General features: G+C 34.0%; 20 protein-coding genes, 1 tRNA gene and 1 pseudogene. 15 read left to right on the top strand and 7 right to left on the bottom strand.

Going from position 1 to position 23577, the window contains the following annotated elements; all coding sequences use genetic code 11:
• Positions 1 to 436 precede the first annotated feature (436 nt).
• The 3 genes and pseudogenes from EKM02_RS10505 to EKM02_RS10495 all read left to right on the top strand — a co-directional run bounded on the left by EKM02_RS10505 (position 437) and on the right by EKM02_RS10495 (position 1870).
• Entirely contained in the window at positions 437 to 1210 is a 774-nt protein-coding gene (locus EKM02_RS10505; protein ID WP_126454923.1) for a DUF4369 domain-containing protein, read from the top strand.
• Positions 1211 to 1228: 18 nt separating this feature from the next.
• Positions 1229 to 1615, top strand: a pseudogene (locus EKM02_RS10500) (TlpA family protein disulfide reductase); the annotation flags it as partial.
• A gap of 174 nt (positions 1616 to 1789) precedes the next feature.
• A tRNA-Tyr gene (locus EKM02_RS10495) sits at positions 1790 to 1870 on the top strand.
• 116 nt (positions 1871 to 1986) lie between these two features.
• Here EKM02_RS10495 and EKM02_RS10490 read toward each other — a convergent pair.
• Both EKM02_RS10490 and EKM02_RS10485 read right to left on the bottom strand, forming a co-directional pair.
• A complete protein-coding gene (locus EKM02_RS10490; protein ID WP_126454919.1) occupies positions 1987 to 2673 on the bottom strand; it encodes an SIMPL domain-containing protein in 687 nt (228 codons plus the stop codon).
• A gap of 50 nt (positions 2674 to 2723) precedes the next feature.
• Entirely contained in the window at positions 2724 to 3362 is a 639-nt protein-coding gene (locus tag EKM02_RS10485; protein WP_126454917.1) for a rhomboid family intramembrane serine protease, read from the bottom strand.
• A 114-nt stretch (positions 3363 to 3476) separates the two neighbouring features.
• Between EKM02_RS10485 and EKM02_RS10480 the strand changes: the two genes are divergently transcribed.
• The gene (locus EKM02_RS10480) at positions 3477 to 4346 is read left to right on the top strand and encodes a lysophospholipid acyltransferase family protein (RefSeq protein ID WP_126454915.1); all 870 of its coding nucleotides are present in this window, start codon (positions 3477 to 3479) and stop codon (positions 4344 to 4346) included.
• A gap of 85 nt (positions 4347 to 4431) precedes the next feature.
• On the opposite strand, the gene EKM02_RS10475 is transcribed toward EKM02_RS10480, so the two are convergent.
• A complete protein-coding gene (locus tag EKM02_RS10475) occupies positions 4432 to 5919 on the bottom strand; it encodes an aminotransferase class V-fold PLP-dependent enzyme (RefSeq protein ID WP_126454913.1) in 1488 nt (495 codons plus the stop codon).
• Positions 5920 to 6086: 167 nt separating this feature from the next.
• Here EKM02_RS10475 and EKM02_RS10470 point away from each other — a divergent pair, with 167 nt between their 5' ends.
• A complete protein-coding gene (locus EKM02_RS10470; RefSeq protein ID WP_126454911.1) occupies positions 6087 to 6503 on the top strand; it encodes a DM13 domain-containing protein in 417 nt (138 codons plus the stop codon).
• A 10-nt stretch (positions 6504 to 6513) separates the two neighbouring features.
• A complete protein-coding gene (locus EKM02_RS10465) occupies positions 6514 to 7416 on the top strand; it encodes a hypothetical protein (protein WP_126454909.1) in 903 nt (300 codons plus the stop codon).
• Positions 7417 to 7509: 93 nt separating this feature from the next.
• Here EKM02_RS10465 and EKM02_RS10460 read toward each other — a convergent pair whose 3' ends face one another.
• The 3 genes from EKM02_RS10460 to EKM02_RS10450 form a co-directional block, all read right to left on the bottom strand.
• Positions 7510 to 8100, bottom strand: a complete 591-nt coding sequence (locus EKM02_RS10460) for a porin family protein (protein ID WP_126454907.1) — start codon at positions 8098 to 8100, stop codon at positions 7510 to 7512.
• 24 nt (positions 8101 to 8124) lie between these two features.
• The gene (locus EKM02_RS10455) at positions 8125 to 8898 is read right to left on the bottom strand and encodes a membrane metalloprotease (RefSeq protein WP_126454905.1); all 774 of its coding nucleotides are present in this window, start codon (positions 8896 to 8898) and stop codon (positions 8125 to 8127) included.
• A gap of 103 nt (positions 8899 to 9001) precedes the next feature.
• On the bottom strand, positions 9002 to 10045 hold the full coding sequence (locus tag EKM02_RS10450) for a hypothetical protein (RefSeq protein WP_126454903.1): 1044 nt from the start codon (positions 10043 to 10045) through the stop codon (positions 9002 to 9004).
• 260 nt (positions 10046 to 10305) lie between these two features.
• Here EKM02_RS10450 and EKM02_RS10445 point away from each other — a divergent pair, with 260 nt between their 5' ends.
• The 4 genes from EKM02_RS10445 to EKM02_RS10430 all read left to right on the top strand — a co-directional run bounded on the left by EKM02_RS10445 (position 10306) and on the right by EKM02_RS10430 (position 15010).
• Positions 10306 to 10821, top strand: coding sequence for an RNA polymerase sigma factor (locus EKM02_RS10445; protein ID WP_126454901.1), 516 nt, complete (start codon positions 10306 to 10308; stop codon positions 10819 to 10821).
• A 62-nt stretch (positions 10822 to 10883) separates the two neighbouring features.
• Positions 10884 to 11798, top strand: a complete 915-nt coding sequence (locus tag EKM02_RS10440) for a FecR family protein (protein WP_126454899.1) — start codon at positions 10884 to 10886, stop codon at positions 11796 to 11798.
• Positions 11785 to 14319 carry a TonB-dependent receptor gene (locus EKM02_RS10435; protein ID WP_126454897.1) on the top strand — a complete coding sequence of 845 codons (2535 nt, stop codon included), beginning with the start codon at positions 11785 to 11787 and terminating at the stop codon, positions 14317 to 14319. The genes EKM02_RS10440 and EKM02_RS10435 overlap by 14 nt, the downstream gene beginning before the upstream one ends.
• A 100-nt stretch (positions 14320 to 14419) precedes the next feature.
• Positions 14420 to 15010, top strand: coding sequence for a PepSY-associated TM helix domain-containing protein (locus tag EKM02_RS10430; RefSeq protein ID WP_126454895.1), 591 nt, complete (start codon positions 14420 to 14422; stop codon positions 15008 to 15010).
• A gap of 172 nt (positions 15011 to 15182) precedes the next feature.
• On the opposite strand, the gene glmM is transcribed toward EKM02_RS10430, so the two are convergent.
• On the bottom strand, positions 15183 to 16574 hold the full coding sequence (glmM, locus tag EKM02_RS10425; protein ID WP_126454893.1) for a phosphoglucosamine mutase: 1392 nt from the start codon (positions 16572 to 16574) through the stop codon (positions 15183 to 15185).
• A 119-nt stretch (positions 16575 to 16693) separates the two neighbouring features.
• On the opposite strand from glmM, the gene EKM02_RS10420 reads away from it, so the two are divergent.
• From EKM02_RS10420 to EKM02_RS10400, 5 genes are all read left to right on the top strand, one after another.
• Positions 16694 to 17275 (top strand): ACP phosphodiesterase, encoded by a 582-nt coding sequence (locus EKM02_RS10420; RefSeq protein ID WP_126454891.1) that lies wholly within the window; start codon positions 16694 to 16696, stop codon positions 17273 to 17275.
• A gap of 276 nt (positions 17276 to 17551) precedes the next feature.
• Entirely contained in the window at positions 17552 to 17965 is a 414-nt protein-coding gene (locus EKM02_RS10415; protein ID WP_126454889.1) for a GxxExxY protein, read from the top strand.
• A gap of 145 nt (positions 17966 to 18110) precedes the next feature.
• A complete protein-coding gene (ggt, locus tag EKM02_RS10410; protein WP_126454887.1) occupies positions 18111 to 19796 on the top strand; it encodes a gamma-glutamyltransferase in 1686 nt (561 codons plus the stop codon).
• Between the two features lie 14 nt (positions 19797 to 19810).
• Entirely contained in the window at positions 19811 to 21496 is a 1686-nt protein-coding gene (ggt, locus tag EKM02_RS10405) for a gamma-glutamyltransferase (RefSeq protein ID WP_126454885.1), read from the top strand.
• A gap of 212 nt (positions 21497 to 21708) precedes the next feature.
• Complete coding sequence (locus EKM02_RS10400) at positions 21709 to 23493, top strand: chloride channel protein (protein ID WP_126454883.1); 1785 nt, start codon at positions 21709 to 21711, stop codon at positions 23491 to 23493.
• The last annotated feature ends 84 nt before the right edge of the window (positions 23494 to 23577 follow it).

Genomic DNA, 23577 nt, shown 5'->3' with positions numbered 1-23577 from the left:
TCCGCTTCACATAGCGTGTTTCTTCATGTTTTTCCATTAGGATACTTTTTGTGTATCGCTATTTCAGGACGGGACAAGTCCAAAATAAAAAAGCATCCTTCAAAAAAAAGGATGCTTTTTTATTTTCATCTTGTCTAGTTCTGAAATAACGATACACAAACGCCTGCTTACAAAACCTAAACACCTCGTCTAGAAAGTGTTTTAAATCTTATTTATTCGCTTTTTTTATAATTCTTAGTTGTAAAAAAATTGATTGTCCCAAAATACATTATTATTAAAAGGTTTTATATACAAAGCCTGAAGTAAAACAACTACTTGTAAAATAAATGCTAAATCCTAATTAATAATGAAAAATAATAACAAAAATTTAGGTTGTAAAATTATATATCAATTAAAAATTTAAATACTTTTGCACTCTTAACTTAACTAATTAATAATGAAAAAAATAATTTTATTACTTTCGGCTGCTGTTGTTTTACTATCTTGTAGCAAAGTTGGCAAAGATGAATACATCATTTCGGGGACTGCAACAGGAATTGAAAATGGTAAAACAATTATCTTAGAGACACAAGATGCAAATGGCATGGGACTGATTGCTAAGGATACCGTAAAAGTTGAAAACGGTAAATTTGAGATGAAAGGAATTATTACAGAGCCATCGTTTTATACAATCCAATTAGAAGGGGCTCAGGCTAAAATACCTTTCATATTAGAAAATGGAGAAGTAACGATTGCCATAAATAAAGACAGTATTCAAAAATCTAAAGTTTCAGGAACGTATAACAATGACGAATACGCAACCTTCAACGAGGAAATCACTAAAGTTCAAAAGAAACTAATGGATTTCCAAAACAAAAACATGCAAGCAATGGAAGCTGCTCAACAAAGTAAGGACACCATTGTGATCAATAATTTGATGCAGGAATTTTCTAAACTTCAAGAAGAAGTTGGTATTGCTTCAAAAGCAAAGTATTTAGCGTATGCTGAAACACATCCTAAATCTTTTATTTCAGCGCTAATCATCCAAGGAATGTTAAACGATCCTAGTGCTGATGTTGCAAAATCTGAAAAGTTATACAACAGTTTAGAAGAAGCATTGAAAAAAACAAAGCCTGGAATTGCTATCAAAACCAGACTAGCTGAAATGAAAGCACCGGCTGCTGTAGGCGCTACCGCTCCAGCTACTGCTCCAACTACTGATGGTAAATGAAGAGCAGATTTTTCAGGTCCTAATCCTCAAGGGAAAATAATTTCTCTGAAAGAAAGTTTAGGAAAAGTAACAATAGTTGATTTTTGGGCTTCATGGTGTGCGCCGTGTCGTCAAGAAAATCCAAATGTTGTAGCAATTTATAAAGAGTTACACAGTAAGGGTCTTAATATTATTGGTGTTTCTTTAGATAAAGATGCCAAAGCCTGGAAAGAAGCCATTGCTAAAGACAAGTTGACCTGGAATCAGGTTTCAAATTTGAAATTTTGGGACGAACCAATTGCTGCTTTGTATAAAGTAGAATCTATACCTGCCACTTTTATCCTGGATGCATCCGGAAATGTTGTGGCTAAAGATTTAAGAGGAGATGCACTTAGAGCCAAAATAATTGAGCTTTTAGAACAATAAACATTTTATATCGTACAAATAAAAAAAATCTCCCTAGTGGAGATTTTTTTATTTTATTCAATACCAATGCTTTAAAAATAATAGTAAAATTAAGTACTAATATAGTTTGGAAACTTGAAAACAGTTTTTATATTTGCATCCAGTTAGCACAATAAGCACTTCTTATTGAGTCTTGGGGAGATACTCAAGCGGCCAACGAGGGCAGACTGTAAATCTGCTGTGTAAACTTCGCAGGTTCGAATCCTGCTCTCCCCACAAAACTCTTCAAGCGATTGAAGAGTTTTTTTTGTATACTACTTTGAGAATTAATCCAAAAAAATCTCAAGTAAATTGATGTTTTGAACGGAATTTTTTAATACTTGTAACTTCTTTTATTCTAAAATAAAACTTACCATTACATTAGCCGTAATATTGATTTCGCCAATCGCCATCGTTTGTCTTGAATCGCTAGTATCGCTCATTTCCATTTTCATGGCAGCATACATTGGTTGTGGGCTATAATTTTGTGAATTATCTGATATGATCATGGCACGTCCTACTTTTTGCCCTAATACTGAAACATAATCTTCTGCTTTTAATTTAGCCTCTTTCATAGCTAATTTTCTAGCCTCAGATTGATATTGGGCCAACTTAGAAGATTCAAACACAACAGTATCAATTCTATTAATCCCTTCGTCAACTAAACCTTCCATCAATTCATCATATTTTGATAAATCCTTTAATACAATTTCGATTGTTTGTGTTGCATTATAGCTGTGTTTCTTTTTTTCGTAATCGTATTGTGGGTTCAACGAAACACGTTGCGTTTTATAATCGGCAGGAGCCAAGTTCATTTTTTTGATGAACTTAAGCACAGCTTCAATCTTTTGATCATTTTGCTTTTTGACGTCTTTGGCATTATTTCCTTTTGTTTCAACAGTCACCGTTATACTTGCTTGATCCGGAATAACCTTTACTTTTCCTTCGCCACTTACGCTTATTTGAGAAACTTGTTTGATTTCTTGCCCGTAGGACACTGAAATAAATAAAATAGACAAGATTAATAGTGCTTTTTTCATTTTTTTATTATTTAATCGTTTGTGTTATCTTCTTTTCAAAAGTTGTGCCATTATAATTTCCCCATTTTTGCCATTACGAACAGAATAATTATAGGAATGGCTAATAAAACTGCCATAAAAGCATGATCCACTAATAACTGTGGCTCGTTGACAAGTGTAATCAAATAACCGCCAACAGCGCCTCCAAAATGGGCGGTATGACCTATGTTATCATTCTTAGCTTTCATTCCGTAGATTGAATATAATAAATATAGGATTCCAAAGATATAAGCAGGCATTGGGATGATAAAAAAGATTCCCAACATCATGTCTGGCTGTAACAATATGGCCGAATATAAAACTCCAGTTACGGCTCCAGAAGCACCTACAGCTCTATACCCATAATCATTTTTATGAAACAATACCGTCAATAAACTTCCAAAAATTAAACTTCCAAAATACACTAGTATAAATGAAAAACTCCCTAAATAACTGATGACTACCGGGGCAAAAAACCATAGTGTCAACATATTAAAAATCAAATGAGTCATATCTGCGTGAAGAAAACCAGACGATAACAGCCGTATTTGTTCGCCTGTACGAATACTTCCAATATGGAATTCATATTTTCTAAAAAAAGAAAGGTCATTAAAACCTTTGTAACTAATCAAAACATTTACAACAATTATTGCTATTAAAATGGTATTCATAAAATATGTTTATTGTGAATTGTAAAGATAGTCTTTCTCAAATACCATTTTGTATGCGGTCCAAATTTATATCAATCTATATTTTTGCCTTATATTTGTCAAAAAAATCACGGCATGCAATTTCTTATTTTTATCTTCATCTTTCCCTTTTTGTGGGTCATTTCTATTCTTCCTTTTCGGATTTTATACTGGTTTTCAGATTGTATCTATTTGATTGTTTATTATATTATAGGATATCGAAAAAAAACAGTTAGAGAAAATTTAGCCCTTACTTTTCCTAATCTGAGTTACAGAGAGCGTCTTATTGTCGAAAAAAAATCCTATCATCATTTGTGTGATATGTTCCTAGAAATGATAAAAACCATGACTATTTCAGCTACTGAAATGAACCGAAGATTTATAATTACAAATATTGAACTAGTCAAAGAATATGAGGATAAAGGGAAAAGCACTGTATTATTAGCCTCCCATTACGCAAGTTGGGAATGGTTATTATCTGTGAATGAAAAAACAATATTTAGAGGAATAGGCGTTTATAAAAAAATTGCCAATAAATACTTTGATAAATTACTACGAGATATTCGATCCAAATACAATGCAGAATTAGTCGAAACGAAAAGAGCGATCCCGTTAATGGCAGAAAATCAACAAAAAGAAATATTATGCATGTATGGCTTAGCCAGTGACCAATCTCCAAAACTAGATAGAGCCTTTCACTGGGATACATTTATGGGTATTGAAGTACCAGTGCATACCGGTGCTGAAATGCTGGCCAAACGGTACGATCTCAATGTCCTTTTTGTAAAAGTAAAGAAAGTAAAAAGAGGATTTTATGAGGCTACTTTTGTCCCTATAACAGATGATCCAAAATCCATTCCCGATTTTGAAATCACTAGTACTTTTTTACGGGAAGTAGAAAAACAAATTCAGGAAGCTCCTCAATATTATTTCTGGACTCATAAACGATGGAAACACAAACGGTAGTAATCCGTATTCAGAAAAAAATCACACATTAGAAACAATAGCGTTTATTATATGTGATTTTTTTAGTTTCTTAAAACAGCAACTTTTATATAGAAAACCATTTTTTTACCAATTCATCTTCTAAATAAGGTGTGTTTTTATTTACAAACTCATTTGTGGCCGAATTATAATCATAATCCAAAGCCCAGATTTTATGCTTTTCAGCCAATGCTTTTATTGCGTTACACACAAATTCAATTTCGGCATTTGTAGATGTAGGATGAATAGACATTCTGATCCAACCTGGTTTTCTGATTAAATCCCCCAGAGTAATTTCGTCAATTAATTTGTGTGAGGTTTCCTGATCCACATGCAATAAAAAATGTCCGTATGTTCCGGCACAACTACACCCGCCACGAGTTTGTATTCCAAATTTATCATTCAATAACTTTACCCCTAAATTAAAATGTAATTCTTCTATAAAAAAAGAAATAACCCCTAACCTGTCGTGATGCTGCCCTGCAAGGATTTTAATATTAGAAACCGCTCCTATCTCTGAGAAAATATAATCTACAATTTCATGCTCTCTCTTCAAGATATTCTCAATTCCCATTTGCTCTTTCAATTGAACCGCCAGTGCAATTTTTATAACCTGAAGAAAGCCAGGAGTTCCTCCATCTTCTCGATCTTCAATATTATCAATATACTTGTGCTCTCCCCAAGGATTGGTCCAGCTTACTGTTCCTCCGCCAGGATTATCAGGTATTAAATTTTGATATAGCTTTTTATTAAAAATTAACACTCCGGAGGTTCCTGGTCCTCCTAAAAATTTATGAGGCGAAAAAAAAATAGCATCCAACTGATTTTCAATGTCTTCCGGATGCATATCAATTTTTACATATGGTCCAGAACAAGCAAAATCAACAAAACAAAGTCCGTTGTTTTGATGCATTCTTTTTGCCACTTCATGATACGGTGTTTTAATTCCCGTTACGTTTGAGCAAGAAGTTATTGACGCTATTTTGAAAGGTCGCTCTTTGTACTTTTTCAATGCTAATTCTAAATTCTCCATACTGAACAATCCGTCTTCGGTAGAAGGAATTACTACAACATCAGCAATAGTTTCTAGCCAAGACGTTTGATTACTATGGTGTTCCATGTGAGAAATAAAAACAACTGGTCTTTTTTCGGGTGGGATGGTAATAAAATCTTTCAGGTTTTCGGGTACTTTTAAACCTAGAATTCGTTGAAATTTATTGACTACACCCGTCATTCCTGTTCCATCAGTAATCAAAATATCATCACTACTCGCATGCACATGGTGTTTGATAATATGGCGTGCTTGATGGTATGCTTTCGTCATGGCAGTTCCTGAAACGGTAGTTTCAGTATGCGTATTGGCCACAAAAGGGCCAAACTCATTCATTAATTTTTCTTCAATAGGACGATACAAACGACCACTGGCGGTCCAATCCGTGTATATAATTTTTTTTGGTCCGTAAGGTGACTCAAATTCTTGATCAATTCCAATTATATTCTTACGAAACTGTTGAAAATATTGTTCTAATTGGGTGGATACTTCTTTAGTTATCATAGAATTCCTGATTTAAGCTCAAAGATATTATTTTTTTATAGAAAAATAGATTTTCAGTTTATGGAAACTGAATTCTATTTTTTTAATCTTCTATTAAATGTAAAGTAGCCGACAAAGTTTAATTTTCATTCCTTGTACATTTGAATAATCAATAACAAATCCTGATTATGAAAAAAATTTTTATACTCCCCGTATTTATTTTACTGCTCTCCTGCGAAGTGGAAGGAGATTTGACGCGTGATCCAGCTATACAAGCCTCACTTCCTGAAAATAGTATCTCGGCTTTTAATGGAGATTTTATGCCTACATCGGGTATTAAGGTTTCTGGTTCGGCCAAAGTGTATTTGAATACGAATCAAAATGAAGTGCGCTTGGACAATTTTAGTATTTCCAATGGTCCGGATTTAAAAGTATATCTATCTAAAACCGCGTCTCCTTCAGATTTTGTGAATTTAGGAAATTTAACCTCTTCAACAGTATATGTAATTCCTCCTCAAGTAAAAATTAGTGATTATAAATATGTGCTGATTCATTGTCAGCAATACAGTCATCTTTTTGCAGTAGCGCAATTGTCTCAAAATTAAATTTCTATCTATGAAAAAAACAATAATAATTGCACTCGTTGGGTTGTTTTCAGGCTTTAGTTCTTATTCTCAAGGATGCAGTGATGCAGGAATTTGTTCGATAGGAAACAGCTTTCAAAACTCAAAAACTGATTTCAAAAACGGTATCGAAATAGGAAATATTTTTGGCACCGGAGAAGCAGATGTAACTTATTTTTCATCCTATCTTACCTACACCAGAGCAATAAACGAACGCTTTTCACTCAGTTCTAAAATCACTTATTCTGTAGCAAACGGCAGTTTTGGACAACGTGGTGCTTTTGGTGATGGCTATTTCATAGGCAACTATAACTGGAAAACTAAAACTACCGCAAAATGGAGCACTCTTATGGGTTTTAAAATACCTTTTACGAGTTCCAATCTAAAAATAAATGAATTTTCGCTTCCGTTAGACTACCAATCCAGTCTGGGAACTTTTGACCTTATTTTGGGTTTGAATCTTACTTATAAAAAATGGGATTTCAATACCGGGATACAGATTCCTGTTTTTAATAATAACAGAAACTCTTATTTTAAGGAGTTTTCAGATACGGATGATTTCCCGTCTACTAATTTATTTGAAAGAAAATCAGATGCTCTATTTAGAACTACCTACACCATTCAGCCCGCTAATACTAAATTTACATTCAAACCTAATGTATTATTTCTTTATCATTTAGGCGAGGATAGTTTCGAAAATGCTTTTGGAAAAAGAGAAACCATACAAAATTCTGATGGACTCACCATCAATGGAAATTTGATTGGTTCCTATGCTATTAATGCTAAAAATAGTATCGAATTATCATTGGCTACCCCTTTTGTAATTCGGGAAGTAAGACCCGATGGACTTACAAGAGGTTTTACTGCCGGACTCATCTACAAAGTTTTGTTCTAAAAACGGTTGTCATAAAGCCCTTTTCGTAAAATTTATTCAGAGTAAAAAACAAAAAATGCCCAATAGATATTGGGCATTTTTTGTCTTTTTTTTCTATAAATCAAATCCTAACGAAAACTGCAGTACTCGATTTTGTGCTTTTCCTTCCTCATAGATATCGCCCTTGCCTAAGTGATAGCGTACTCCTAAACTTATTCCGGAATCCGTTTTAAAACCTGCTCCAAAATTGATTCCCCAGTCAAAATTATTAGGTTCAAATTCTTGATTAGTATCAAATAAACTAAACCCACTGTTAAACTCCTCTCTGTGCGAAACAGCCAATCCAATTTGAGGCCCCACTTCTAAAAAGAAATTTCTAGAAGGATAGGCTTTAAGCATCAATGGCAGGTTGATATAATTTAGCTTTTGTGTAAATGTCCCGCTACTATTCGTAATTACATACCCTTGTTGGGAATACAACAATTCTGGCTGAACAGAAAAACTATTGCTTATAAATGACTCTCCATAAACCCCCACATGAAAGCTATGACGTTGAGCTGTTTCAGCATTTCCGTCAAATTGTACTGAGGATAAACTATACCCTCCTTTTATTCCTCCAAAAGATTTATTATTCGAGTTATTTTGGGCATTCACAGCGAGTGTCATACCAAAAAGCATCACGAGTATTAATTTTTGTTTTTTCATCGATAGTGTTTTTAATGTATCCTATTATTTTCCCCCGTTAGCTCTTAGATCTGCAATACATTGTGCATCCAATTGTGGTGCTGTACCCCCTGAGACCATCTCTCCAATACCACTACCTGTTTCTGCAGACCAAAACATTAAACACGTTTTTATATTACAATGCTTTGGGTGTTCCCCATCTTCATGGTTGCTTTGCAGTGCAGTTCCTAAGTTTGTTAAGCCAAAAATATGTCCAAATTCATGTGTTATGACAGTTGTTTCTAATACGCTTCTGCTGGGTTTAAAAGTGCTGTTGCTTAACCCATGAATTGTTTGTTCATAAATAACAAATGAAGTATTTCTATACGCCGTTCCTAAAACAACTCCGCTGCTTGTATTTCTAGCTGATTCTCCATCTGCAAAAAAGGCCCAAACGGCAATTTCATTTGAGGTATTGTATTTTGTTCGGTTTGTTTCTTCAATTGCTACAATTTCCTCATTGGTATACGGAGAAGTCCCTGGTGACGGGATCGATCTCAATACAATATTAATCCCATTGGGCTTATGCGTTCGTGCTTCCAGAAAAGCTACAAAATTATTTATTGCTATACTGGTTGGCTGAAAACCAGCAACATAAACCACTTCAATAACCATACTTTTAAACTTTTTATCTGATAATAAATCGTTTGCAGAACTACCTGTGGACTGTTTATTAGTAATGGGATCAACAGTCTCAATTTCTTCTGTTCCATCATTTTCTTTTGAACAGGATACCAATAAGGCAAAACCTACGCACAGGATTACAAGTACTTTTTTCATTATTATCTATTTATATTAAAGTTTATTATTAAAAAACAGCTGCCTAAAAAGACAACTGTTTTTTGAGAAATTAAAAAAATTAAACCCAACTTAAAAGTCTAATTTATATTTGTTTCAAAACTAATGTCGCCGCTGCATTAGTTGAACTTTGTAATGATATCGTTGTTGCATTAAAAGAAGTTACTTTCCAATCATTATTCAATAAGCTAAAAGAAGCGTTACTTGTAAAATTTAATTTAAGAAAGACTTCTATTTGTGAGCTTACAGCGTACGTACCATTTACAGTTGAATTTAAATTATTTACCGCTTTTACACTCCAATCATTTGCAAAATCTATTGTAAAATCTTTGTAATTAGTTGCTGAATTTACTCCAGAACTTACAAATGATTCTACTTTGAATTTGCCGTTTACCATAATGGTTTCTAATTTTTTTGAATTTTGAGCTGCTTCGTCTTTAGTTGCTTCTGTTTTAAGAGACGCCACAATAGTAGCTTGCAATTCTGCATCACTAGAAATTGTAGTTTTTGAACCATCACTGGTTGTAACTGACATTGGATAATTTACTGAAAACAATTCCGTACTACTAATATTAGTCATATACGTATATAATTGCTGTTCGGATGTGATAACAACGCTTCCCGTTTGTTGTACACTTAAATTATAGGTCAAAATAGTAATTGGAAAACTAATATTTACTGACGAAATAGCATTCTGACCAGATGATTGTGCGGAGGAACAAGCATTAATTATAGCATTATACTCTGTTTGGTTACTTACATTAACCTCTGTATAATTACTTAATTTAACTTTTAAAGGAAATTGTAATACTACAGAATCCTGATCATTATTATACTGTCCAAGGATAGAAATGACTTGTTGATAATTGACTTGGCTAAAAAGAGTAACTTGCGTTCCATTTACTCTAGCTGAAGCTGGCAGAATAATAGAAGAACAAGAGGTGCCGTCTAAAAAATCATCCGATGATCCGTCATACATAGAGGTACGTTTCAGATTGTTTGCTGTAGTTGAGTTTGCCGCATTTGTATTTGGGTTTTGTCCTTGCTCGTTATCCACTTCACTTTGACAAGATGCAAATCCGAATAGAGTCATTAATGCTATTCCAGTAATCGTTTTTAATTTTTTCATAACGTTCAAATTTAATATATTTTTGTTTGTAGAGGCGCTGTTTTTGACACCTTTCTTTTAGTAAGACAACTACATTCCGTTTTACCCTATTCTATTTTTAAAAAAAAATATAAATTTTTATCAAAAAAATTCATAAATAACTATACAACAGCATTATACGATTTTATATTTTTTTTAAGTAAAAATCAATTCGAATTAACCTGACTGCTTTTTGAAAAAAAAATTACATTTACAATCTACAATAAATGAATCCCTTTTAAATGGACGACCAAAAAAGTACACTTTGCGAAGAAAAACACTTTAGAGACTTTTACTTAAAGCAAGTACAATCAGCAACTAATTTTGCCTATTATAAATGTGGTAATACTGATACTGCTTTAGATTTAGTTCAAGATGCTTTTACTAAAATTTGGGAGAATTGTGCCAAAATTGATTTCAGTAAAGTAAAGACTTATTTATTTACAACGATATCAAATTTATTTCTGAATACCATAAAACACCACAAAGTAGTATTGCAGTATGCGAAAGAAACACCAAATTTAGACACCAATAATCAAAATCCAGAATATTTATTTCAAGAAGAAGAGTTCAAACAAAAACTTACTAAAGCAATTGCATCCTTAAGTGAAGCGCAACGAGAAGTGTTTTTGATGAATCGAATCGATGGCAAAAAGTACCGTGAAATTGCTGAAATACTCGATATTTCTCAAAAAACTGTAGAAAAAAGAATGTCGGCTGCACTGCAACTATTAAAATCCCAGATAGAAAACCTATAAGTGGCCCTTTTACCGTAGGGTAATTTAAAAGTTAGTTGTCTTATACATATAGCGATATTAAAATGAAAAACGAAAAAGAAATATTAAAATGGTTGGACGATGCACTTTCAAGTACAGAAATTGAGGATTTAAAACAATCTGATGACTTGCAAACACTTGAGAAAATTGCTTATTATGCCTCTAAAATGGAAGCTCCACAAGTAGATGCTCAGGAAGCTTTTGCTGCATTTACTGCTAGAAATCAGTCTAAAAAGGAAACAAAAGTCAGAACCCTAAATTTTAAAACAGGGTTTAAAGTAGCTGCAGTTTTAGTGGTTTTATTGACGTCGTCTTATTTTTTGTTTTTTAATAACATTCAGACATTTGAGACCCAAATAGCACAAACAAAAACCTTTAACCTTCCTGATGATTCTGAAGTAATCTTAAATTCTGATTCAAAAATAACTTTTAACGACAAAAAATGGGCTGATCAAAGAGATTTAACTTTAGACGGAGAAGCCTTTTTTAAAGTCAAAAAAGGACAAACTTTTAGTGTGCGAACAGATTCGGGAATTATTACTGTCTTAGGAACACAATTTAATGTAAAAAAACGGAACAAATATTTTGAAGTAAATTGCTATGAAGGCTTAGTTAGCGTGTCCTACAAAAATCAAATCGTTAAATTGCCTCCTGGCAAAACATTCCGAATTATAAATGATGCCAGAGAAGGAGTTCAAGACTTAAATACAAAAAACCCTTCGTGGATTCAAGAAGAATCTAGTTTTGACCGTGTTCCTTTTAATCAGGTTATTGCAGAACTGGAGCGTCAATATGATCTAAAAATTAAAACACAAAATCTGGATACAACTAAGTTATTTACAGGCAGTTTTACACATAAAGATCAAAATATAGCCCTTCAGGCAATTACAATTCCACTTAAATTAAGTTATAAAATGGAAGGGAAAACCGTTATATTTTATAATTATGATGAAAAATAAAGGACTGATTTTGTTATTACTTTGTTTCGGGAGCTTATGCTATGGACAAAATTCATCAAAAAAAATTCCACTAACGGCTCTTATCCTTTCTGTAGAGAAACAATTTAATATTAAATTTTCGTATGCTGTAGAAGATGTAGCGGCTGTTTCAATTGAAAAACCTGAAACTACACTCACATTACCTCAGGTTATAGATTATCTTAATGCTAAAACAGTACTGAATTTTAAAGTTTTAGACAAGCGGTACATAACCGTTTCAGTCATCAATAAAACAATAGCTGTTTGCGGGACTGTCTTTGACCAAGAGAATAAGAGGCCACTTTCCGGTGCTTCTGTACTGGTAAAGAATACTTCCAGAAGCACCGTTACGACTGAAAACGGCACCTTTAAATTACAAAATATACCTCTGAATTCAACAATTATGCTATCCTATTTAGGGTATGAAATAAAAGAGGTCCCTGCTAAAGAACTGTTTTTATCCGGTACTAATTGTCTGGAAATTACTCTTACAGCAAAAAGCGAAACGCTGAACCAAGTGTTAATTAATGTGTATTTGACCCCTGGTTTGCAAAAGTTTTTAGATGGTAGTACCGTTTTAAACACAAAAAAATTTGGGATTCTTCCTGGACTTATTGAACCTGATATTTTACAATCTATACAAATACTCCCCGGAATTGAAAGTACCAATGAAAGCATTGCAAACATCAATGTTCGTGGTGGGACTAACGATCAGAACCTAGTCATTTGGGATAATATCAAAATGTACCATTCCGGTCATTTCTTCGGATTGATTTCTGCCTATAATCCAAATCTAACCGAAAAAGTGACTGTCAGCAAAAACGGAACTAGTGCGGAGTACAGTGATGGAGTTTCCAGCACCATTAACATGCAAACCAAAGACGTAGTGACGAACAAATTTTCCGGTGGTGCCGGCGTCAATCTCATCAGTGCCGATGCATTTCTTGCCATTCCGTTAGCTAAGGATCTAGAACTTCACCTCTCAGGACGCCGTTCTATCACAGATCTTTTCGATACACCAACTTATACTAATTATTTTGAAAGAAGTTTTCAGGACAGCGAAATCAATGCCGATAGCTCGGACAAGAATACTAATTCTGATTTTTACTTTTACGATTTTACCGCTAAATTACTTTTTGATTTAAATGATAAACACCAGTTTAGAGCCAATATTATTGGGATCAATAATGCTTTAGCCTACTCTGAGAGCAACGCTATTACGAACAATACCGAAACAAAAGCAAGTACCCTTTCTCAAAATAATATTGGTTACGGAGGAAACTGGAAAGCACAATGGACCTCAAAATGGAGTACCAACCTGATTACTTATTTTTCAAAATACAATATCGACGCCACTGATTATAGGGTAGAAACTGACCAACGACTCACAGAAACCAATGAAGTTCTGGAAACCGGCGTGAAACTAAATACCCATTATAAAGTAAATAAGCACCTAATCATTTTATCCGGGTACCAGTTTAATGAAACAGGAATGTTAAACGAAACTACCGTTAGTGCTCCGTCATATGAACGGACCAAAAAGGATGTGCTGTTAAATCACTCCCTGTTTTCTGAAGCGGAATACAACAACGCTAACACCTATTTTAGAGTTGGTATGCGTGTAAATTATTTTCAAAAATTTAATAAATTTTTGATTGAACCAAGAATAAATATCCGACAAAAATTATCAACTACTTTTGCTCTGAAACTAGAAGGAGAATTTAAAAATCAAACTACAGCACAAATAATTGATTTTGAAGATGATTTTCTTGGTGTTGAAAAAAGACGTTGGGTTTTAGTAAACAATCAAGATATCCCAATTGCAACAAGTAAACAAGGCTCTTTTGGAATCGAATTCAATCAAAAAAAATTAAATATTGAGCTTACTGGATTTTATAAATTGGTAAAGGGTATAACGGCTTCTAATCAGGGTTTCTATAATAGTTTTCAGTTTATTAATGCCAACGGCAGCTATACAGCAAAAGGAATTGAGTTTTTAGCCAATAAAACAGCTCGTAAATATAGTGCTTGGTTCAGTTACACCTATAGCATCAATGATTATGAATTTGCTGTTTTTACGCCTTCTATTTTTCCTAATAATGCGGATATAAGACATTCTTTTTCTATTGGGTTTTATTATGATATAATCAAAAATCTAAAAGTATCTGTTGGTGGAGTATGGCGAAACGGGCAACCGTACACAAAACCCATTCCAGGAAATGAAACCATACAAGACGGAAATGCCACAATGGTCAACTACGATTACCCCAACAATGAAAATTTAGATAATTTCATGCGTTTAGACGCTTCCTTACAGTATAATTTCAACCTGTCTGAATCAATTAAAGCTTCGTTTACAGCCGGTGTAATCAATGCTTCCAATCAGGACAATGTCATCAATCGCTATTACAAAGTCAATCCAAATGATACTAATGATGCCATTCAAGTAGACAATAAGTCACTTGGCTTAACGCCAAATATAAGTTTCAGAGTAAATTTTTAAGGATTATTTTATTACCACCTAAGGTAGATTTTATAGCTTTATTTATAATGTGCTGATAAAAAAATTTAATCCAAATTACCATAAAAAACAGTGCATTAAAATGACCGAAAATAATTCAAGAAAACGACAAGCTAAATTACTCCGGATTTTTAGAAAATTACACAAAACAACTGGCGCTTTTTTATTCCTATTTTTCTTTATTGTTTCCGTGACAGGACTATTATTAGGTTGGAAAAAAAATAGTGGCGGACTACTGCAATCAAAATCTTATCAAGGTACTTCGGTGCAATTTAAAGACTGGCTTCCTATTGATAGTTTGCATAAAAATGCTTGCAAAATTGTACACGATTCTATTTCAGCAGATAGTACTTTAGAACTAGAGCGCATTGAAATAAAAAAAGATAAAGGAATGGTAAAATTTATTTTTGCTGAGAATTATTGGGGAATTCAACTAGACGGAGCAACAGGAAAATTATTGCATATTGAAAGACGAAGATCTGATATTATTGAAAAAATACACGATGGATCAATTGTTGACGATTACTTCAAAACGGGTAGTGGTTTCTTCAAATTATTTTATACAACCGTCATGGGATTTGCACTTTTACTGTTTACAATCACAGGATTCTGGCTCTGGTATGGGCCTAAGAGGATGAAACGAAAATCATTAAGTGATAATTCAAGTAAATAATACTTTATTATTTTCTCTATTATTGCATAAATAATCATAATTATTCCTCTGCAATGTCATCTGCAAAGAAGACTAAAATAAAAGGTTACGCTTTAATTTAGTTCCAAGGACAGATCAAAAAAGCCTGTTTAATAATTCAACCAGGCCTTTTGTCCGTATTTATTTTAGATTTCTAAGATATTCCAGCCACTGCTTTTATTTCATCAATAATTCGAAGTGCCAAAGCATCTGCTTTCTCTTGTGAAGCTGCTTCAGTATAAATGCGAATGATTGGCTCCGTATTCGATTTTCTAAGGTGAACCCAATTGTCAGCAAAGTCAATTTTTACACCGTCAATGGTTGTAATATCTTCATTTTTATATTTTTCCGTCATGGCAACAAGAATCGCATCTACATCAATTTGTGGCGTCAATTCGATTTTGTTTTTGCTCATATAATATTCCGGATACGAAGCACGCAAAGCCGAAACTGTCATTTTTTTGTTAGCCAAATGCGTTAAAAACAGCGCTACTCCCACTAAACTATCACGACCGTAATGCAGTTCCGGATAAATGATTCCGCCATTTCCTTCACCACCTATTACAGCATTGTTCTTTTTCATCAACTCGACTACATTTACCTCACCCACCGCACTGGCTTCATAGCTTCCATTATGCAAATTAGTTACATCACGCAACGCACGAGAAGACGACATATTCGAAACCGTATTTCCTGGTGTTTTACTCAATACATAATCGGCGCAAGCCACCAAAGTATATTCTTCACCAAACATCTCTCCGTCTTCACAAATGAAAGCCAAACGATCCACATCAGGATCTACCACGATTCCTAAATCTGCTTTTTCTTTGACAACCAATTCTGATATATCAGTCAAATGCTCTTTCAACGGTTCGGGATTATGAGGAAAATGACCATTTGGTTCACAGTATAATTCGACTACTTCAACGCCCATTAATTCCAATAATCTTGGAATAATAATTCCTCCAGAAGAATTTACACCATCCACAACCACTTTAAATTTAGCTGCTTTTACTGCATCAACATCTACCAAAGGTAAATTCAACACTTCATCAATATGAATATCCATGTAGGCGTCGTTAATCATAATTTCTCCCAAATTATCCACATCTGAGAAATCGAAAGCTTCCTCTTCAGCAATTTCAAGAATTTTCAAGCCTTCTTCTCCATTCAGGAATTCTCCTTTTTCATTCAATAATTTCAAGGCATTCCATTGTTTTGGATTGTGAGAAGCGGTAAGGATAATGCCACCTTCAGCTTTTTCTAACGGAACAGCAACTTCAACCGTTGGCGTTGTTGATAGACCTAAATCAATCACGTCGATTCCTAAACCAATTAAAGTATTTACCACCAAATTGTGAATCATTGGTCCCGAAATACGGGCGTCACGACCTACAACAACAGTAATTTTTTCTTTTCCGATATATTTTTTTAACCAAGTTCCGTACGCCGCGGCAAATTTAACTGCATCAACAGGTGTCAGGTTATCCCCTACTTTACCGCCTATTGTCCCACGTATTCCCGATATTGATTTTATTAAAGTCATTGATTATTATTTTAAATTTTGAATTTTAAATTATAGATTGTTCACAAATATAATAATTGACAGTTTATAAAAGTCATTTAGAATTCAAAATTCATCTTTTAAATTCCTAAATTAGGCGAATGAATTTTTTAGCACACATCTATCTTTCCGGTGATAATGATTTAATCAAAATTGGCAATTTCATGGCCGATGGAATTCGTGGAAAACATTTTGAAAGTTTTCCTTTAGAAATTCAAAAAGGAATTATTCTGCATCGTGCCATAGACACTTTCACCGATGCGCATCCCCTTTTCAGACAAAGTACCAAAAAATTGCACGAAAAATACCATCATTATGCAGGTGTAATTGTTGATGTTTTTTACGATCATTTTTTGGCGAAAAACTGGACAAAGTATTCCGATGAAAAACTAGAGGACTTTGTGATACGATTTTACCAATCCTTGCATTATAATTATGAAATCTTGTCAGAACGAACCAAAGGACTAATGCCTATCATGATGGAAGAAAATTGGCTGGTGAGTTATCAAACAGTTGAAGGAATTGAGCATATTTTGACTCAAATGGACCATCGCACCAAAAATGAATCTAAAATGCGGTTTGCTACCAATGAGCTTTCAGAATTTTATTCGGAATTTGAAAAGGAGTTCACCCAATTCTTTGAAGAATTGAACGCTTTTGCAAAACAAAAAAGAATTGATTAATGATTTTTTTTACCACATAGAAACATAAGTTTGTTTTTTGTAGAGACAGATTAGAAAATAATTTTCAAACATAAGTAATAACCATGGTATAATGTCGTATTTTAAAATCAGGATAAAATCATGTAACAATCTGATTTAAAGTTATTTTACTTAAAGTTAATTCTTTTGACTTTACGACTTTTAAACTTTCGACTTACTTAGTAGTATTACAAAGACAATATTATATTTAAATCAACAACGCTTTAAGAAGATTAATAATTCGAAAGGACTAAAAGGATGATTACACAAAAATATCTAAATGAATTAAGCTTTCAAATTATTGGGGCAGCAATAGAAGTTCATAAAATCATGGGTAGAGGTTTATTAGAAAGCGTCTATCACCAATGTATGAAAGAGGAATTACGGGTGCGGAATATTAATTTTATTTCAGAGCTTAAAATACCTGTCATTTACAAAGGCAAAATCATGGAATCTGATTTTAGATGTGATTTGCTAGTTGAAAACTTAATTGTTATTGAGTTTAAAGCCGTCTCAGAAATACATCCTGCTTTTGAAGCAAAACTTTTGAATCATATGAAATTATTAAAATCACCGAAAGGTGTTTTGATAAATTTTAATTGTTATAATATTTTCAAAGAGGGGCAAAAGACTTTCGTTAATGAATTTTATAAAATTTTACCAACAGAATAACTAAATCCGTCTATGAAATCTATTTTTAAGCGAAGTTTTTTTACACACAAACTAAAATTCTATGTCTCTATGTGGTCAAACCATTTAAAGTATTACAATATAAAACAACCAAAACAATACACCTAAAACCAAAATATATTTTACAATGAAAAAAATAATGTTCCTACTTGCCTTTGCCGTTTTTGGTTGCAAATTGAACGAAAAGACTATTCAACCAACAGGTTTAGTGACTTCTAAAGCGATGGTCGTTTCTGCTCGTGAAGAAGCGTCGCAAATTGGAGTTGAAATTATGAAAAAAGGCGGTAATGCTTTTGATGCTATGGTTGCCATGGAACTGGCTTTGGCGGTTTCACATCCTCAGGCAGGAAATATTGGTGGTGGCGGTTTCATGGTTTTCAGAAAAGCCAATGGTGAAACAGGCGCTATCGATTACAGGGAAAAAGCATCTTTGGCTGCATCTAAAGATATGTTTCTAGACAAAAAAGGAAATGTAATAGAAGGAAAAAGTACTGCGACTGCTTTGGCATCCGGAATTCCGGGTACCATTGCAGGAATATTTGAAGTGCACAAAAAATATGGCTCTTTACCAATCAGTGAAATTCTCAAACCTGTAATTGCTTTGGCAGAAAGAGGTGTTATTGTCACTAAATTTCAAGCCGAAAGTTTGGCGTATCACAGAGCCTCCTTTATAAAAAGTAATGGTAAGAACAGTTTATTTTCTAAAGTATATAAAGAAAATGATACTATAAAATACATCGCTTTGGCAGCAACATTAAAACGAATTGCTAAAAACGGACGAGATGAATTTTACAAAGGGGAAACTGCTCAAAAGTTAGTTGCTTTTCTTGCTAAAAAAGGCGGAAATACCACCATTGAAGATTTTAATAGTTATAAAGCCAAGTGGCGAACTCCAATTACTTTTCAATATAAAAATTTAAAAATCACCTCGATGTCGCCTCCCAGCAGTGGTGGAATTTGTTTGAATCAAATCATGAAAATGATTGAGCCCTTCAACCTCTCGCAAATGGGACACAACAGCCTAAAAACGATTCAAGTCATTACTGAAGCAGAACGAAGAGCCTACGCGGACAGGAATTATTTCTTGGGTGATCCTGATTTTGTAAAACTTCCGGTAAAAGAATTAGTAAGTCCATCCTATTTAGAAAAAAGAATGGCTGATTTTTCATTTGATAAAGCTTCTAAATCTTCGGATATTGCCCACGGAGCAATCAAGGGATATGAAAGCAACCAAACCACACATTACTCTATTGTTGATGCCGCTGGGAATGCAGTTTCAGCAACAACTACTTTAAATGATAACTATGGTTCTAAAATATATTGTGACGAATTGGGTTTCTTTTTGAATAATCAAATGGATGATTTCAGTGCCAAACCGGGTGTTCCCAACTTATATGGACTCACTGGAAGTGAAGCCAACAGTATTGCTCCCGGAAAAAGAATGTTAAGTTCCATGACACCCACGATTGTCGAAAAAAACGGTACGCTTTTTATGGTTGTAGGTACACCGGGAGGCTCCACCATTATCACATCGGTGTTACAAACGATATTAAATGTGTATGAATTTGATATGAGCATGCAAGAAGCGGTAAACGCCCCACGTTTTCACCATCAATGGTTACCCGATGAAATTACTTTTGAACCCAATTCATTCGATACAGAATTATTGAATAATCTGAAGAAAAAAAGCTATTTAATCAATGAAAAAAACAAAGAAATCATTGGTGAAGTTGATGCAATTTTGGTTTTGCCAAATGGAAAATTAGAAGGTGGCGCAGACAAAAGAGGTGATAATAAAGCCGTTGGTTTTTAAATTTATACATTCAAATGAAAAAAATTAGTATTCTATTATGTATGCTTTCTATTGGGTGTAAAACCCAAAATGTAATGGTTCAGCCCACAGGATTGGTTGCTGATAAAGCAATGGTCGTTTCGGCACGGGTAGAAGCGTCCAAAATTGGAGTTGAAATCATGCGAAAAGGGGGCAATGCTTTTGATGCGATGGTGGCAACCGAATTAGCTCTTGCAGTGGCTTATCCGTTTGCTGGAAATCTTGGTGGTGGCGGTTTTATGGTGTACCGAAAAGCGAACGGTGAAATTGGTTCGTTAGATTACCGTGAAAAAGCGCCGATAGCAGCCACGAAAGATATGTTTCTGGACGAAAAAGGAAATGTCATAGAAGGAAAAAGTACTGAGTCTCCTCTGGCTATTGGAGTTCCCGGAACAATTGCCGGTGTTTTTGCAGTTCATGAAAAACTAGGTTCATTACCGATTGAAGACATCCTGAAACCTGTAATTGCATTAGCCGAAAAAGGGGTTATTGTTACCAAAAAACAAGAAGACCGACTAGCTGCTTATCGAGATAGAATTATAAAAGTAAATGGGAACAAAACGTTATTTGCAACTGCTTTCAAAGAAAATGATGTAATACAATATCCTGCGCTGGCAGCTACGTTGAAAAGGATTTCAAAAAATGGCAGAGCTGAATTTTACAAAGGAAAAACTGCTGAAATATTAGTGAAATACCTTCAAGAAAAAGGCGCTATCATCACCTTAGAAGATCTGGCTCAATACGAAGCCAAATGGAGGACGCCACTCACTTTTGATTACAAGGATTTAAAGATAATCTCGATGCCTCCACCAAGCAGTGGCGGAATATGTCTCGCTGAAATATTCAAAATGATAGCGCCTTTCGACCTGGCTAAAATGGGACATAACTCAACCGAAGCCATTCAAGTTATTGTTGAAGCCGAAAGAAGGGCTTACGCAGACAGAAGTTATTATCTGGGCGATCCTGATTTTGTAAAAATTCCTTTAAAAGCCTTAATGGCAGATGCGTATTTGAAACAAAGAATGTCGAATTTTAGTTTTGAAAAAGCCACCTTATCATCGGATATAAAAGAAGGAAAAGTAAATTATAATGAGAGTACAGAAACTACTCATTATTCTATTGTAGATCAGTTTGGGAATGCTGTTTCGGCAACAACAACATTAAACGACGGTTACGGGTCTAAATACTATTGTGATGAATTGGGATTTTTCCTCAACAACGAAATGGATGATTTCAGTGCCAAACCAGGTGTGCCTAATATGTTTGGATTAGTGGGAAATGAAGCCAATAGTATTGCTCCACAAAAACGAATGTTAAGTTCCATGACACCAACAATTGTGGAGAGAAACGGCAAATTATTCATGGTTGTGGGTTCTCCCGGAGGCTCGACAATAATTACATCCGTATTGCAAACGATTTTAAATGTTTCTGAGTATAATTTCAGCATGCAACAAGCAGTAAACGCACCTCGTTTTCATCATCAATGGTTACCGGATTTAATCACTTTTGAGCCTAATACTTTCGATGCTAAAACTTTTGAAACCTTAAAGTCCCGAGGATACATCATCAATGAAAAAACAACACCTGTAATAGGAAAAGTAGATGCGATTTTGGTTTTACCAACTAAAAAATTAGAGGGTGGTGCTGATTTTAGAGGTGACGATACAGCGGTTGGTTTTTAGTCCGTCGATTGTGCTCGGAATGATGACAAATTTACTTTTTTATGAAATTTACACACGCCTTAGAAAACGCTTTTACACAAAATAGATCCAAAAGCTGTGCAGCAGTTTGTCGCAAATTGTAATTTAAACCCCTTAAGCACAAAAGAAGCTTTAAAAAATATTTGTTAGGATTAAAATAATAGTAGTTTTGCATCCCCTTTAAAAAAAATATAATGTTCAAAAAGTTGATCACCAAATTAGAAGTAATAATTGCCATAGCACAGTCTTTATTGACTCCAAAACAGTTTATATTTTTATCTGCTGTTTTAGTTGGTATCTCTTCTGCATTTGCCGTAATCGTTTTAAAAACTTTTGCCCATTGGGTTTTTTCTTTTGCCACGTATGTCAGTGGAATATTAAAATTAGGTTTTCTTAATAGTATCTTGCCTATAATTGGTATTCTGCTTACTGTTTTTGTAGTCAAAAGAGTTTTGGGAGGAACCATACAAAAAGGAACTTCGCAAATTTTATATGCTGTTGCCAAAAAAGCAAGTATTATTCCAAAAAAACAAATGTATTCCCAAATTGTTACCAGCTCACTAACAGTTGGATTAGGAGGGTCTGCAGGTCTGGAGAGCCCTATTGTTATTACAGGAGCTGCTTTTGGGTCTAATTATGCCCAAAAATATAAACTGAGTTATAAAGACCGAACGCTTCTAATCGGTTGTGGTGTTGCCGCAGGTATTGCCGCTGCTTTTAATGCGCCAATTGCGGGTGTATTATTTGCTATTGAAGTGTTATTAGTTGATGTGAGTATTGCGGCATTTACACCCATTATGATTGCAGCGGCAACAGGCGCATTAGTATCCGTTATTGCCTTGGACGAAGCCATCTTACTGTCCTTTAAGCAACAGCAAAGTTTTGATTATCACAACCTTTTTTTTTACGTCCTTTTAGGCTTGTTTACCGGGTTTGTTTCCGTTTATTATTCCCGTAACTTTCAAAGGGTAGAACATTTTTTTGCCAGACTTAAATTATCGCCTTATAAAAAAGCCTTATTTGGTTCTTCTATTTTGGCCATTCTTATTTTTATTTTTCCAACACTTTTTGGAGAAGGATATGAAAGTATCAAAACATTATCCGAAAATGATCCCGGAAAATTATTGGAGAACACTTTATTCAGTAGTTTTAGAAATAATAGTTGGGCGCTTTTATTGTTTGTAGGTTGCACCATGATGATAAAGGTTTTTGCTACAGGAATAACCTTGAGTAGTGGTGGTAATGGAGGTAATTTTGCACCTTCCCTATTTCTGGGGTCTTATGTTGGTTTTTTCTTTGCTAAATTTTTAAATTTAACCGGATTAACGAAACTTCCTATCAGCAATTTCACTTTGGTTGGCATGGCCGGAATTTTAAGTGGCTTGTTTCATGCACCATTGACTGCGATTTTCTTAATTGCTGAAATTACAGGAGGTTATAATTTAATGATTCCACTTATGATTGTTTCTTCTATCAGTTTTGCTATTTCAAAGCGTTTTGAAAAACATTCTATGGATGTAAAAAATCTTATTCAAAAAGGACATGCATTTACCAGCAATAAAGACACTAATGTTCTTTCCACATTAGAAACAAATTCTATTATTCAAACGGATTTTTTAACGGTCACGCCAAATGAAAATTTAGAAAAATTAGTAGATTTGATATCACATTCCAATCAAGTAATTTTTGCTGTAGTAGATCCAGAAAATCAACTTCTAGGAATGGTTCATTTTAATACTATTCGGGAAATAATATTCAATACCTATAGAGTTAAATATACTTTGGTCAAAGATATTATGATAAAACCTTTGGAAACAGTCACTCCGGATGACAGTATGGAAACCGTCATGAATAAATTTGAAAAATCTAAAGTAGCCTTTTTGCCAGTACTCAAAAACGACAAATATTATGGTTTTATTTCTAAATCTATTGCGCTTGAGGCCTACAGAACTAAACTAAAATCGATGACGATAGAATAATTTCCTAATTATTTTTAACACAAACTTCTAAACTGTTACATCAAAAGAACAAATCAAAACAGTAACTTTGCTTTCGACTATTCG

Source organism: Flavobacterium sp. RSP49, assembly GCF_003968735.1.
Taxonomy (GTDB): Bacteria; Bacteroidota; Bacteroidia; order Flavobacteriales; family Flavobacteriaceae; genus Flavobacterium.
This window is presented reverse-complemented; position numbering and strand designations above follow the sequence as displayed.